The organism is Isosphaeraceae bacterium EP7 (genome assembly GCA_038400315.1).
In the GTDB taxonomy this organism is placed as follows: domain Bacteria; phylum Planctomycetota; class Planctomycetia; order Isosphaerales; family Isosphaeraceae; genus EP7.
Map to the genome: position 1 here is coordinate 6,761,243 of CP151667.1, position 13,664 is coordinate 6,774,906.

At 65.8% G+C, this 13,664-nt stretch carries 10 protein-coding genes and 2 pseudogenes; 3 read left to right on the forward strand and 9 right to left on the reverse strand.

Annotated features, from left to right (window positions below; all coding sequences use genetic code 11):
• Positions 1–4: 4 nt before the first annotated feature.
• Entirely contained in the window at positions 5–1,291 is a 1,287-nt protein-coding gene (locus EP7_RS26725; RefSeq protein WP_463525308.1) for an Ig-like domain-containing protein, read from the reverse strand.
• 407 nt (positions 1,292–1,698) lie between these two features.
• Between EP7_RS26725 and EP7_RS26730 the strand changes: the two genes are divergently transcribed.
• From EP7_RS26730 to EP7_RS26740, 3 genes and pseudogenes are all read left to right on the forward strand, one after another.
• Positions 1,699–2,307 (forward strand): hypothetical protein, encoded by a 609-nt coding sequence (locus EP7_RS26730; RefSeq protein WP_463525309.1) that lies wholly within the window; start codon positions 1,699–1,701, stop codon positions 2,305–2,307.
• A gap of 118 nt (positions 2,308–2,425) precedes the next feature.
• A pseudogene (locus EP7_RS26735) lies at positions 2,426–3,590 on the forward strand (IS701 family transposase).
• A gap of 214 nt (positions 3,591–3,804) precedes the next feature.
• On the forward strand, positions 3,805–4,494 hold the full coding sequence (locus EP7_RS26740; RefSeq protein ID WP_463525310.1) for a transposase: 690 nt from the start codon (positions 3,805–3,807) through the stop codon (positions 4,492–4,494).
• A 97-nt stretch (positions 4,495–4,591) separates the two neighbouring features.
• On the opposite strand, the gene EP7_RS26745 is transcribed toward EP7_RS26740, so the two are convergent.
• The 8 genes and pseudogenes from EP7_RS26745 to EP7_RS26780 all read right to left on the reverse strand — a co-directional run bounded on the left by EP7_RS26745 (position 4,592) and on the right by EP7_RS26780 (position 13,611).
• A complete protein-coding gene (locus tag EP7_RS26745; RefSeq protein WP_463525311.1) occupies positions 4,592–5,719 on the reverse strand; it encodes a DUF1559 family PulG-like putative transporter in 1,128 nt (375 codons plus the stop codon).
• A 498-nt stretch (positions 5,720–6,217) separates the two neighbouring features.
• Positions 6,218–7,144: an amidohydrolase family protein gene (locus tag EP7_RS26750; protein ID WP_463525312.1), complete on the reverse strand. Its 927-nt coding sequence runs from the start codon at positions 7,142–7,144 to the stop codon at positions 6,218–6,220.
• Positions 7,145–7,445: 301 nt separating this feature from the next.
• Positions 7,446–9,017: a hypothetical protein gene (locus tag EP7_RS26755; RefSeq protein WP_463525313.1), complete on the reverse strand. Its 1,572-nt coding sequence runs from the start codon at positions 9,015–9,017 to the stop codon at positions 7,446–7,448.
• Between the two features lie 7 nt (positions 9,018–9,024).
• Positions 9,025–9,263, reverse strand: a pseudogene (locus EP7_RS26760) (IS3 family transposase); the annotation flags it as partial.
• Between the two features lie 3 nt (positions 9,264–9,266).
• Positions 9,267–10,748, reverse strand: a complete 1,482-nt coding sequence (locus tag EP7_RS26765) for a protein adenylyltransferase SelO (protein ID WP_463525314.1) — start codon at positions 10,746–10,748, stop codon at positions 9,267–9,269.
• Positions 10,749–10,884: 136 nt separating this feature from the next.
• On the reverse strand, positions 10,885–11,094 hold the full coding sequence (locus tag EP7_RS26770; RefSeq protein WP_463525315.1) for a hypothetical protein: 210 nt from the start codon (positions 11,092–11,094) through the stop codon (positions 10,885–10,887).
• On the reverse strand, positions 11,079–12,320 hold the full coding sequence (locus EP7_RS26775; RefSeq protein WP_463525316.1) for an RtcB family protein: 1,242 nt from the start codon (positions 12,318–12,320) through the stop codon (positions 11,079–11,081). Before EP7_RS26775 ends, EP7_RS26770 begins: the two co-directional genes overlap by 16 nt.
• Entirely contained in the window at positions 12,313–13,611 is a 1,299-nt protein-coding gene (locus EP7_RS26780; protein ID WP_463525317.1) for a TROVE domain-containing protein, read from the reverse strand. Before EP7_RS26780 ends, EP7_RS26775 begins: the two co-directional genes overlap by 8 nt.
• Positions 13,612–13,664: the final 53 nt, after the last annotated feature.

Consider the following 13,664-nt stretch of genomic DNA (forward strand, 5'->3'; position numbering starts at 1 on the left):
CGGCCTAGCGAGGCCGACGAACTTGTGGTCGCCGTGCCGCGACGAATTCAAGCACGCTCGGCCCCTGAAGGCAGTTGCCTACTCGATCTGTGATGCCGCCGGCGGCGAGCCGCAGGTTGTAGCGACCGGGGGCCAATGGCGAACTCGGTGTGATGACGGTTCGGACCAGATTCGGGTTGTTCAGCGGGACGGAGTCGGTCGGGCTCGACTTCGCATTCGAGACGAAGCCGAGCGGTACCCGCCGGCTCGGCCGGGTGACGGCGAAATTGCCGGCGTTCCCGAGGCTGGCGAGATTCAGACCAACACCGACGTCTCGCGTGACGAGGATGATCTGGTTAAGCAGGCGGTCATAGCCGACGCTCACGACCTGCGGTCCGATCGTGTCCACGACCAGGCGGCCCTGTTCGCCGATCAGCGAGGAACGTTCGGGGAAGCCGCCCGGCGCGTTGACCGTCGCGGTCACGGTATAAATGCCGTCCGCGAGCGGCCCGACCTGGAGATTCCAGACCCCTGCCGGGCTCGCCACGGTCTGTCCGAGCACCAAGGTGCCGACGATCCCGGGGCCGACCGCCGTGATTCTGACGAACGAGAACGGGTCGGCCTTGCCCTCGAAGGTCGGCCGGTTATCGGCGACGGCCCCGCCCCGGATTCCGACGACTTGGCCCGAGAAGGTCTGCGCCGCGACAACGGCAGTGCCGGTCGCCCGCACGATCTGGCCGTCGGTCAGCCGCGTGATCGAAGTCGTGACGCTGTACGACCCCGGGGCTGCATAGACGTTATCGGCGGTGACCGTGTAAATGTTGTTGACCGGGGTGGAGATGAGGCCCTCAGACGTCTGGCCATCGCCCCACTGTACAACCGCTCGATAGGACGTCGCGGCGAGATCTTTGCTTGTTCCGTCTGTGAAGGTCGAGACGACCGCTCCTGTTGCAAGCTGCCCTGCGGTCGCGGTGAAGACCGTTGGCGTCACGACGATCGACGGGGCGGCCGATGCGGTGACGGTGGCCGTCCCGGCAGCGCTCGTCGTGCCGATGCCCCGTACCGCGATGTTCACGCCGACCGTGTACGTGCTTGGGGTGCTGTATGTGTGCGATGCGAGGACGCCCAGGGAGGTGCCGGAGATCAGGGCGACCGGGACGTCGACAGACGTCTGAGAGTCGCCCCAATTGATCGTGGCCTTCAGGTCGGCGACGCTCGCCCCAGACACGTCGGTCGTATCTAGAGTCGCGATTTGCCCACTGAACTGGTAGCCGGCAATTGCCGTGAGGCCCGGCACAGTCAAGGTGGGCACTTCACGCGTCTCGAGCCGGTCGAATCCTAGCAAGATGATCGAAGCCCGAGATCGTGCCTTCCCCCGGGCTGCCGAGCTGTCCGCATGCGATGACGTCATAGGAGGTTTTCCGAATATGGGGTTAGTCGCGGTTGCGACGGGCGGCCGTCCGATTTCTCGTCATGCAACTCCGACATCCCAGCCTCGCGATCCGATCTATGTAGGGAATAGATGCGGAAACCTATCACATGGGACTCTTCCGCGTGCCCGATCGCGACGAATGCCTCGATTCAGGAGGGGTCGCTCGGCGGCTGGCCGCGACCGTGGGACGCTTCGCACCGTGCTTCTTCGTGCGTGCCCGTCTTCGGCCTTCGCCTGCCGTACCTTCCGGATGAGCTTGAGGGGCCGGCAATCAAGGAGGATGCGTTATGACTGCTAGGCGACGATATCAGCCGGATTTCCTGAGACAGCTGGAGGGGCGGGTTGTCCCCAGTTCCGTGAGTGTCAAGCCCACCGACCTGGTCGGCGGCCTGAATCGCGGTCGGGCGATCGTGCCCGTGAAGCAAACCACCGCCGATCAGATTAATTCCGCATTCGACCGGTTCACGACCGATTACCTGCAAGCCCAATCTGCATATGTCGTATCAAGTACACCGCCGCCCACGCCTCTACCCAGGAATTATCAGTCGCCACTCCAGAGATTCACCACCCAGCGGGTTAACCTGCTCTCTCAGGAGTTAATCCAGGTGATGTCTCGCCTTCCTGGCAGCTTTTCGAGGGTCAGTAACGGCCCGTTCGGCGGCAGTTCGGTCACTCTTCAGAGCTTTCTCCAGCGTCGGATCACCGGCCAGACAAGTCCGCAAAGTTTGCTCCGCGGCCTGAATTCGATCCCTGTCACGACGGCCACAACCGGGACCTCCGCTCCGGGGCGCACCCTCGACACACTGACGGCGACCAATACGATCGAGGCGGCCAGGATTGCGACCTTGAACGGTGCTCAGTTCCTTCGCAACGGTGACTTCAGCCGGCACCGATGAGCCGATCATCGGCGCCGCAGCTCTTCGAGCGTGGTGTCGGGGGGCTGCTCTAGTATTACGGTTGTAACTAGAGTCTGAGGCGGAAAGGCTGGCGGCGGAATGCCTACGGAAGATCACCATGGCCAGCACCGGTTCGATCGTCCGCCCCGAGGAGGTCCAGGCCTGGGGGCTGCAACTCGAGGGACTTGCCCGGCGGATCGGCGCCCGGTTCCCCCGCAGCGAGACCCGCGATCGCGTCCGCGCCTACCTCGTCGGCCTTCTCGGGCCCGTCCAACGCAAGAACGCCTGGCAACTGGCCGAGCAGATCGGGGATGCCGATCCCTACGGCGTCCAGTACCTGATGGGCCGGTCCGAATGGGACCCCGAGTGCGTCCGCGACGACCTGCGGGGCTACGTCGTGGAGACCCTCGGCCACCCCGAGGCCGTCTTGGTGCTTGACGAGACCGGATTTCTCAAGAAGGGAACCAAGTCCGCCGGCGTGGCGCGGCAGTACACCGGCACGGCCGGGCGGATCGAGAACGCGCAAGTCGGCGTTTTCCTCGCGTATGCCTCGCCGCACGGCTCGGCGTTCCTCGACCGCGACCTGTACCTGCCCCGAGGAGTGGACCAGGGATCCGAAGCGGTGCGAGCGGGCGGGCATCCCGCATCAGACGCCCTTCGCCGCCAAGATCAAGCTGGCCAAGGCCATGCTTCTCCGGGCGTTCCAGGCGGGAGTGCCGGCGGCCTGGGGCACCGGCGACGAGGTCTACGGGGCCAGGGAGCTGTGGCGCTGGCTCGAGGGCGAGAAGCGGCCGTACGTCCTGGCCGTCCGGGCCAACCAGTACGTCTGGTCGGGGGCCGGACAATCCACGGTCGCGGCCCTGGCCAGGGCGTTGCCCGAGCGGTCCTGGCACACGATCACCATTGGCGCGGGGAGCAAGGGACCGAGGCGGTACGCCTGGGCGTGGCTGGAGATCAACAGCGACCTGGGCCCGGCATGGAGGCGGTGGCTGCTGGTGCGCAAGAGTCTGGATGGCCGCGAGGAGTTGGCGTACTCCATCGCGGCCGGCCCGAGCCGCACGACGTTAACCCGGCTGGCCCAGACCGCCGGGGCTCGGTGGTCGATCGAGGGGGCATTCGAGTCGGCCAAGCAGGAGGTCGGCCTGGCCGACTACGAGGTGCGGAGTTGGACCGGCTGGCACCGCCACGTGACGCTATCGCTGCTGGCGCATGCGGTCCTGGCGGCGGTGAGGAAGTTGGCCGATGGCCCGGCCCCCAAAAGTCGGCCCAGGAGCCGGAATTAATCGCGATCAGCGTGCCGGAGGCACGACGGTGACTGGTCCGTCTCCTCTGGCGCCACCTGCCCGAGATCGAGCAAGTGCTGGCCTGGTCGTGCTGGAGGCGAGCACACCAGGCGATCGCGCGACGTTGCCACTAGAGCGGTTTTCAGGTTGGTGTAGCGCCCTGGCTCCCGATTGGGTATGACTGAGCGACGAGTCGTCCCTCGGGAATCGCGGCGTGAAGCCGTATTGGCTGGATCTCAGGGAACGCGTCCTGGCCGACTGCGACGCGGGCATGCCGGCCAAGCAGGTCGCCCAGCAGGACCGCGTCTGCCCGGCCTGGGTCCGCCGCCTGAAGCGACGGCGTCGCGAGACCGGATCGATCGAGCCCAAGGCCCAGCGTCATGGGCCGCTGCCGCGCAGGCCCGAGCAGGCCGGGCCGGTCGCCGAGGTGATCGAGAAGACGCCCGACGCCACGCTGCGGGAGATTCGCCTGGGCCGCGGCTTGCCCCTGAGCCTCGCCACGCTGTGGCGCCTGGTGCGCGACCTGGGGCTGACCTCCAAGAAGAAGTCGCTCCGCGCCGCCGAGCAGGACCGGCCCGACGTCAAGGGGCGTCGCGACGGCTGGCCGGCGGAGGTCGCCGGCGTCCCGGCCGAGAGCTGGGTGTTCCTGGACGAGACCTCGGCCAGCACGAACATGACCCGCCGCCACGGGCGGAGCCGCCGGGGCAAGCGGCTGGTGATGGCCGCGCCGCACGGGCATTGGAAGACGACCACGCTGGTTGACGTGTCCCAGCTCGCAGACCTCACGGTCCTGATCCTCGAGCAGACCTCCGCGACGGACGAGGGGGTCCGCTCCTTGAGGGGTCTCCTGCCAACAGTCCGGGTGCTGCGGTGGGCCGAAGGCAGCCGCTCCGATGAGTCATGACTCGAGTCAGGCGACTGATCGCCGTTTCCACCAGACTCGCACGCTCCCCGCCCCGGTGATCCGGAGCGAGGAGAGCGAGTGTCGGTCTGGGACAGGCTCAATATGCGTCGGAGCTGACGACCTCGCCGCCGTTTCGACTGCCGAGGGCGCAGTAGGTCGGCATGCTGATCGTGTTCTTCAGGAACTTGACCGAGCCGTCGCCGAAGATGAAATTCCCACCACCGGGGTGCTTGCTGACGAAGCCCTTGGCCGCGGCCGAGAACCGGCAGCCGACCGGGGCGTCGGCAGCCTGCCACTTGCCATTACAAGCCGGGTCGTCCCCCTTGACGGTGTTCGAATTCCAGCCCAGGGGTACGGTGGTCCCCGCAAGGCCGCCGCTGAAGTGCCAGAAGCAACTGTCCGCCGACGCGACGGGGACGACCTCGCCGACCATCAGGGAGTTGCTGGTCCCGTCGGTCATGCTGGCGATCGTGACCGTTTGCATGGTCCGGTAGTCGAACATGCCGCGGAGCGTGCCGCCGCTGGTGGCCATGCCGGGGCCGTACTTGGTGCCCCAGAAGCCGTGCCAGCCGATTCGAGCCTGGCCGGCCGGGAGGGCGGTCGTGTTCGGCGGGGTCTCCCAGGGCAGGCCGCCGTTGAGCGGGCCGCCGCAGTAATTGTCGCCGAAGCTGCCGGCATAGTTCGAGACCGGCACGACCGTGGCGGCGATGCCGGTGGCGGGGTTGAGCGGGGGGGCGCCGCCGGGCGACTGGCCCAGGCCGCCGCCGTAGGGCAGCATCCCACTGCCGTTGGTGCCGTCGGACGGGCACAGGAAGGCGCCCATCACCGTCATCCAGGCTGTATAGAACGAGCCGCCGCCATCGGCACCGCCTGCCGTGGTCTCAACCTGGAGATTGATGGCGTTAAACAGGTTGCCGCCCTCCATCTGCGGCAGGATCATCGCCCGCCAGGAGAGGATGTTGGCCCTGCCGTTCCATGCGGAGTCGGCCATGTTCCCCTGGCCCGTGATGCCGCCCGGCGGGAACGCCCCGTACGTGTCCTGGTAATTGTGCAGCGCCAGGCCGATTTGCTTCATGTTGTTCGTGCATTGGATACGCCTGGCCGCCTCGCGAGCCGACTGGACGGCGGGCAGCAGCAGCGCGATCAGCACCGCGATGATGGAGATGACCACCAGCAGTTCAATCAGGGTGAAACCGACGTTCCTCGAGCTGCGTCGAAGACCCATGGGCAATCCTCCGGGAGTCTTGATTCGGTCAATGATGGACCGCGACCCGATGACGCGATCCAGGGCGGAGAGGCCGTGGTGAAAGGACGTGGCGACCTGGGGCCATGACGGGGAGCCATGGCACCCCGGGCGAAGGAGAGTGAGGTTTAATGAGAATCCCTGGAGAGGCGACGCAGCGGCCGAGGAGGGGCGAAGTTATTCGGGGGAAATTCGCTGGATCCGCGCGTCAACGAGCGTGGCTCACGAGCGTATCGAGACACCGAGGAGAGGTGTCCACAAATTAGGGCCTACTCGCCCGTGGGGTCAAGGGAATTCCTAGATGTTTCGGACTAACGCTAACGAGCCAGGAATCGTCGAGGAAAAAATCCATTAATATTTACATCGCCGAGATCTCTTTCATCCTCGCATGAATGTGCAGGGGATGAACGCCGTTGACCGCGTCCCCGAGCCTGATCGGGAGCATCGCCACCAGCGGTCGATGACGCGGTCTCGAGGCGGTCAGGCCGGGAATTTCCAGATGCCCATGGCGTTCTTGCCGAGCAGCCTCTCGCGGTCCTCGTCGGTGTAGAAGTCGAGGACGTCGTCCACGAATTCGAGCTCCTTCTCCATCGGCAGCTCCCACCTGGGGCGAGGATATCCGGTGCCCCAGATCAGCTGGCGGCCGCCGAATTCCTCGTACACCGCCTTGAAGTAAGGGATCGTGTCGCGGTAGGGGAACTGCCCGGTCAGGGAGAGCTCGTAAGGCTCGGAGGCGCTGATCCACACCTGCGGGAATTTCTTGAGCGCGAACATCTTGCGGAACTCCGGCCATGGGTCGCTTCGCCGCAGGTCGGGCTTGCCCAGATGGTCGACCACGATTTTTACGCCGGGAAAGCGGGCGGCCATGTCCGCCAGCATCGGCATCTGGTGGGGCAGGATGTAGAAATTGAAGACGGCCCCGAGACGCTCCGCCTCGCGCCAGAGCGGGTAATGCTCTTTCGAGTTCAGCCAGGTCGAGTCGGGGTGATAGAGCGGGCTGAACCGCATCCCCTGGAAGCCGTGCTCGGAGACCCAATACCGGAGGCGGTCGGCGACGCGGGGATCTGCCGGGTCGATCAGTCCATGGGCGACGAAGCGGCCCGGGTTGCGGCGGAGGCAGTCGCGGATGTAAGAATTGTCCCAGCCGAAATATCGCGGATTGATCAGGACGCCATACTTCAGGTTGTAGTCGCGCATTTGCGCCACTTGATTCTCGATCGGCGCAGGGACGTCCACTTTCAGGTTGGGCTGCTCGGGGTGGCCGAATGGGTATTTGGGGTCGATGGTCCAGACCTCGACGTGGGTGTCGATGAGAAGTCGGGCCGGCTTCGGCGGGGTGCGCGCGGCGCTCGCCAGGAGACAGGTGCTCGCATGAGCAACGAACTCGCGACGGCTTACGTCGTCCAAAGGTCACCTCCCATCGTGTTACCGTACCATGTCACCTTGCGGATGCGATCCTACCAGATCATCCGCGGCAGTGTGGACGTCCCGGGATGACCGGCCGGGTTCGCCGATCCCTCACACGGGGTGCTTTCAAGCAAGTCCATGACATAAGACCTAGATGGGCCGTTTTCAAAGCAAATTGTCGATGCCCGACAAGCCGTCGGAGCCCTCGCGGCTCGAGGTGATTCGGAGCGGGATTCTGCCCCCGCGACCTGGTCTCGACCGAGGCCGATCTCGGATTCCGGCCCACCGGGGAACGGGGCTGTCATCTCGATCCCGCCGCGGTCACGCGGGGCAGCTTGAGCCGGGGGTCGGAGAGGTCCAGCCGGTACAGGATCTGGTTGTACTCGTAGTAGGGGGTCGGGTGCGGGTTGCCGCTGAAGGTGTTGACGTAGGTCCCCTCCAGGTAGATCACCCGCCCGCCCTCGCGGTCGAGGAACGGATGCTGCGTCGGGTTGTAGAAGTCGTGGGCGTCTCCCGGCTTGTTCGCATGCGTGATGATCTTCCGGGCGTCCGCCCAGGGGCCTTCCGGTGCGTCGGCTTCGCTGTACCAGACCTCGCCGAGCACGGTCGCGCCGAGGACCTCAGAGGCGATCATCACATACTTCTTTCGGTACTCGTTCCACGAGCAAGATCCTCCGTGCAGGAGGAACGGCCTGCCGCCGTCGACGTCCTGCAGGCGGAACGGCGACTCCTCGCGCGTCATCTTGCCGGCGGCGACCAGCTCCGCTTGCTCTTTGGGGCCGAGCGGCGGCGTGCCCCGCTTCCATGCCCAGACCAGCTTGCCGGCGGCGTCGCGGTCGAGTTCCACCCTGTCTTTGTCGCCGTAAAGGGTCCCCGGCTTCAGGCAGGTGTAGCCTTCGTAGACGGCGAGGTCGAGGTACGACGCGCGGTCTGCCCTCACGCGCAGGGCCGGATAAGGCGCGGTGAAGTAGAGGTAGTCCGCCCCCTCCTTCATGACGCGGAAGGGATGCCCGGCGGGCATGATCCAAGGATCCTTGGGGGCAGCGGCCACCTTCTTGAATTGCTCGCTCTCGTCGTCGTACTCGACGAACCCTTCCTCCAGAACCGCCCCGAGGCCCTGACGCCTCTGGTAATACGCGAGCATACGCTCGCGGCCGGATGCGTCGGGCAGGACGACGACGGCCGAGAGCCAGACGACCCCCTCCCCCTTCATCGGGGCCATCGGCCGGGAAAACCCGTCGGCGCCGACGAAGTACTTGAGGTTGATCCCGACGTTCGGGTCGAGCCGATCGGGCGGATCGGTCGTCGCACCGGACGTCGCGAAGTTGCCCAGCGCGTACGAGAGGCGGGCCGTGTCCCCGTAGAACCAGAAGACCTTGCCGCCGTAAACGGCCGTGAGGACGCTGTCCTGCCCGGTGACCTCGGCGTTCAGGAGGGGCTCGGCGACGGGGGCCTTGCGGCCGAGCAGGACGGTTTCACGGTAAACCCCCTGGCCGGTGATCCGGTAGAGACGCTCGGCGACATTCAGGCGCTTGAGCGTCAGCCTGGCCGCCCCCCCGGGCTTCGTCTCCAGGACCACGCCCCGGATGCCGAAACCGTCCTTCGCGAACTCGTACCCATGCGCCGAGACGCCGAAGTAGACCCTCCGGCCCATCAGCCCAGGCTCGTGGAACGCGATCAGGCCGGCCGAGTCGGTGTAGTAGCGGGCGCCGCTGGTGCCCTGAAGCTCGACCAGCGGCACCCCGCGGCCCGTCTGCTCGTCGACGACTTCGATCGCGAAGTAACGCGACGACTCCGTTGCTGGCTCGTCGCCGTGGGCGAAGGCCGGCGCGAGCAGCAGGCCGAGGAGGAATGGGAAGCGAATGCTGGCCATGATGGGATCAGCTCATTGGTGCAGGGAGATGGGAATGATGGACTTCCCCGCGGATGGCGGGCGTCTCGTATCTCAGCGACGAATATCGCCGGACGCAACCGAAAAGACCTCGGCGGATTCGGACAGGCTGGCCATGGCCTGCTGCCTCGTCGCGAGGATCTCGCCCCGAGTCAACTCCGTCTTCGGGCTGGCGAAGAAGCTCTCCATCGGGGCATCGTCCCGGCAGTTCGCCCTCCTCCTCACACTTCGCTACGTCCCGCAGAACGTACGATACGCGCCATCACCGGGGGGCGGGTCCTGATACTCTGCCAGATCCGCCCTCGCCTGATACGGCGACGCCAGCGCCTCCAGCAACCGGTGCAGAACGGACAGGTCGTCCTGCTCCTCGGCGGACGACAGCGCCTCCTCCACGCGGTGGTTCCGCGGGATGACGGCCGGGTTGACGGACTGCATCAAGGCGTAGGCCGTCGCCTTGGGCTGGCCGTCCCGTCCGAGCCGCTCCTGCCAACGGAAGTGCCAGGCCTGGAAGTCCGGTGCCCGGTACCGGTCGTCGGCCAAAGGCTCCTCCGATGACAGGTCGCGGAACGTGTTGGTGAAATCGGCTCGTGACGCTTGCATCCAGTCGAGCAGCGACCGGATCAGCTCGAGGTCGCCGACCTCATCGGTCTGGAGCCCTAGTTTCCTCCGCATCCCGGCGAGCCAATACTGCTCGAACATGGCGGGAAACGCTTCGAGCGCCTCCGTGGCAAGCGCGACCGCCGTTTCGGGCTCCGGATCGAGCAGCGGCAGAAGGGTCTCGGCGAACCGGGTCAGGTTCCACTGCACGATGTTGGGCTGGTTGCCGTAGGCGTACCGGCCACCGTGGTCGATCGAGCTGAACACCGTCGCGGGATCATAGGCATTCATGAACGCGCAGGGGCCGTAGTCGATCGTCTCCCCGGAGATCGCCACGTTGTCGGTGTTCATCACACCGTGGACGAACCCGACGAGTTGCCAGCGGGCGACCAGCGAGGCCTGACGGTTCGAGACCTCTCGGAAGAACTCCGGATACTTGCGCGGATGATCGGACAGTTCCGGGTAGTGTCGGGCGATCGCGTAGTCGGCCAGTTCCCGCAGGGCTGTTTCGTCCCGGCGGGCCGCGAACTCGAACGTGCCGACCCGGATGTGGCTGGCAGCCACGCGAGTCAGGATTGCTCCTCGCCGGATCGACTCTCGGTAGACCGGCTCGCCCGTGGTGACGACCGCGAGGCTCCGCGTCGTGGGGATGCCAAGCGCGGCCATCGCTTCGCTGATGACGTACTCGCGGAGCATCGGCCCGAGGGCGGCGCGGCCGTCGCCGCCGCGGGAGAACCGCGTCCGACCCGACCCCTTGAACTGGATGTCGACGAGTCGGCCGGGCGGCGTCCGGTGCTCGCCCAGCAAGATGGCCCGCCCATCGCCGAGCATCGTGAACCCGCCGTACTGGTGCCCGGCGTAGGCCTGCGCGATGGGTTGTGAACCGTCCGGCAGGGCCTGGCCCGCGAATAATGCCGCAGCGGTTTCGGGGGAGAGACCCGCGAGGTTGAGGCCGAGTTCGTCCGCGAGCCTGTGGTTCAGGATCGACACGCGCGGTTCCCGCACCGCAGCCGGGTTGACGGGGTTGAAGAGAACGTCCGGCAGCCGCGCGTAGGTGTTTTCGAACCGCCAGCCGACACTGTCGGGGGCCGCATCCGATGCGGTTGGGGTGACCATCCAGTTCCTCCAGCGATGCCCTCAAAACAACCCATGATACCCGGCGGGGCGGCGGCCTGGCGCCTGGTCGCTCACCGCTTCGGCTTCGCTGGCTGATTTGGGTAACCGGATTCCAGGAACGCTCGCTTCGCCCCGTTCAACGGCTCATCGAGCAGGATTTGGAGAGGCGTTTGAGAGCAACGCCCTCATCCAGGTCGATGGGGCGATTCTCCGTCAGCTTCCGCCGGATTGTCCGGAAGGACCAGCCGAGCCTCTTGGTTGGCTCGGGCTGGCCTCCCGTCTCATTCGTATCGTCGAGCTTCTCGCGGATGCTGCGAGGCTCGGCGGGCGTCATCCCTTGACGCACACGATCTGCTTCAGCTCGTAGACGACTTCGATCAGGTCCGACTGAGCCGCGATGACCGCCTCGATCGGCTTGTAGGCCGCCGGGCTCTCGTCGAGCACCTCCGGATCCTTCCTGCATTCGACGCCGTTCGTGGCCGCCTCGTGCTCGGCCAGGCTGATCTTTCGGATCGCCTCGCCGCGGCTCATGGCGCGGCCTGCGCCGTGCGAGCAGCTGTGGAACGAATCCGCGTTACCCTTGCCTCGGACGATGTAGGAGCGGGCCCCCATCGAACCCGGGATGATTCCCATGTCGCCCTCGCGGGCGCGCACGGCTCCCTTGCGGGTCAGCCAGACGCTCTTTCCAAAATGGTTCTCCTTGGCGACGTAGTTGTGATGGCAATTCACGGCCACCTCGTCGACGTCCCCGAGCTTTCCGGGGAAGTGGTTCGCAAGAACAGAAAGGACGCTGGCCATCATGACGTCGCGATTCAGCCTGGCGAACTCCTGCGCCCAGTGCAGGGCCTCGACGTAATCATCGAACAGCGCGGAGCCTTCCGGGATGTAGGCGAGGTCGGCGTCCGGCAGGTGGATGAACCACCGCTCCATGTCCCGCTTCGCCCGCTGGATGAAGTACGTGCCGATCTTGTTGCCGATGCCGCGACTGCCGGAGTGGAGCATCGCCCAGACGGCCTGATGCTCGTCGAGGCAGATCTCGATAAAGTGATTACCCGTCCCCAGGGTGCCGACATGGTTCGCCGCCTTCTCGGCCGCACGCGCGATGCCGGGATGCTTGGCGACGATGGCCGCAAGTCGCGCTCGCAATGACGGGCCCTGGGCATCCGTGGTCATCGACATCGCGGCGGCTTCCGTCACCTCTCCCCAGGCCCCCCGATCGTTCGGCCCGCCGTTGTCGGTCCTCCCATGCGGGACCGCCGCTTCGATGCCCGATCGCAGCGCGTGCAGATTGTCCGGCAGGTCGGAGGCGCGGATACCCGTCCTGACGGCCATCATGCCGCAGCCGATGTCGACCCCCACGGCCGCCGGAATGATCGCACCGACCGTGGGGATGACCGAGCCGATGGTCGCCCCCATCCCCCAGTGCACGTCGGGCATGACCGCGACGTGGTGGTGGATGAAGGGCATCTTGGCAACGTTGCGAAGCTGCCCGAGCGCCTTGTCTTCAACCTGGACGCCCTCGGTCCAGCCGAAGATGGGGACGACCCCCTTGCCCAGAAACTGCTTAGCCATTGGTCGCCTCGTACTTCTCGAGATACGTCAACACCTTGTCCGACCAGCCGTCGATGTGGACCCAGGAGCCGTAGCCGACCCCGTTCTTGTTGCTGGCCACGTTGATCATGTACCCCTTGAGCTGGGGCACCGGGTCGTGGCTCTGCTCGTCGGTGATCACGATCAGTCGGTCGCGCGGAGGCAACGAGTTTACGGCCTTGCCGAGTTCGGTCCCCCCGTGGGGCTGCGAACCGACAATTGCGTCACGCAGGGCGAAGCCTCGGCGTCCGGGCACCTCGATCAGGCTGTTGGAGAAGGTGAAGACACAAAGGTCGTCGAACATCTCGCGACCGATCATGGCCAGCGAGCAGGCGACGTCCATCCGGTTCAACTCGGACTTACCCGAGAGCCGACTATCCATCGACCCCGACACGTCGACCAGGATGACCGTCTTGCCCTTCTGCGTCTCCTTTCCTGCGAAGCACTCGAAGAACTTCGCTTCCAGCTCGGGTTCGAACTGCGGGTTGTGGCGTGCGGACGCGATGAAGTTGATCGGCAGCAAACGTCCGGCCTGGATGGAACGGAGCCCATCTCGGATCAGATCCGGCTCAATCCCCGCCCGGGTCATGTTGCGGACGTTGCGGAGCATGGCCAGCCCGCCGAGCTTCTTCTCGGCCAGCAGCCGCTCCCACGACGCCTTCTTGTCTCCGCCCTTGGACAGCTCGACTTCCCAGGTGTCCGGCGTCGCCAGCTCGCCCTTGACCAGTCGCTTCCAGAGTTCGGCCTGCGCCTCGTCCTTCGGCTTCGGGCGGGTGATGCGGATCGCGTCGCGCAGCTTCACGGCCTTCAGCCCGCCGTTGTACTTGGCCAGCTGATACTCATCGAACCGGCGGAACGACTCGCCAAGGTGCCGCTTGACCTGCTTGGCCAGCGGCTCGTCCTTGTTGTCTTTCCAGTACATCGCCAGGAACTCGGCGATGTCGTCGGCACGCAGGATGACTCGCGGGAAGATGTCTTTGGCCAGGTCGCGGCCCTCCTTCGTCCGCATCAGCTCGCGGGCGAGCAGGAGCGGGACGTGGCGCAGCCGCATGTCCTCCTTGGCCTGGATCGCCACGCGGGCGACGTCCTCGGCGGGGACCTGCTTCACCAGGTCGGCGATTCGCTGACCGATGGTCTGGCCGTCCTCGTAGAACTCGGACTCCCACAGCAGGCAGGACATGACCGAGCGTTCGAGTTGCGCGAGAGCGTCGGTACGACGAGCCGGGGCCCCTTCGTGCGTGAAAATCTTCCGGAGTCGGTTCAGCATTGCCATCTCAATACCCATCGATCAAATCGGGCGGGGAAGAGTCGGATAGGGGTTTGCGG

What these genes read in the sequence shown, in the direction of transcription:
- EP7_RS26745 (WP_463525311.1), bottom strand. Translation starts at nt 5,719, where the DNA reads ATGGGTCTTCGACGCAGCTCGAGGAACGTCGGTTTCACCCTGATTGAA.
- EP7_RS26730 (WP_463525309.1), top strand. Translation starts at nt 1,699, where the DNA reads ATGACTGCTAGGCGACGATATCAGCCGGATTTCCTGAGACAGCTGGAG.
- EP7_RS26780 (WP_463525317.1), bottom strand. Translation starts at nt 13,611, where the DNA reads ATGGCAATGCTGAACCGACTCCGGAAGATTTTCACGCACGAAGGGGCC.
- EP7_RS26755 (WP_463525313.1), bottom strand. Translation starts at nt 9,017, where the DNA reads ATGGCCAGCATTCGCTTCCCATTCCTCCTCGGCCTGCTGCTCGCGCCG.
- EP7_RS26765 (WP_463525314.1), bottom strand. Translation starts at nt 10,748, where the DNA reads ATGGTCACCCCAACCGCATCGGATGCGGCCCCCGACAGTGTCGGCTGG.
- EP7_RS26775 (WP_463525316.1), bottom strand. Translation starts at nt 12,320, where the DNA reads ATGGCTAAGCAGTTTCTGGGCAAGGGGGTCGTCCCCATCTTCGGCTGG.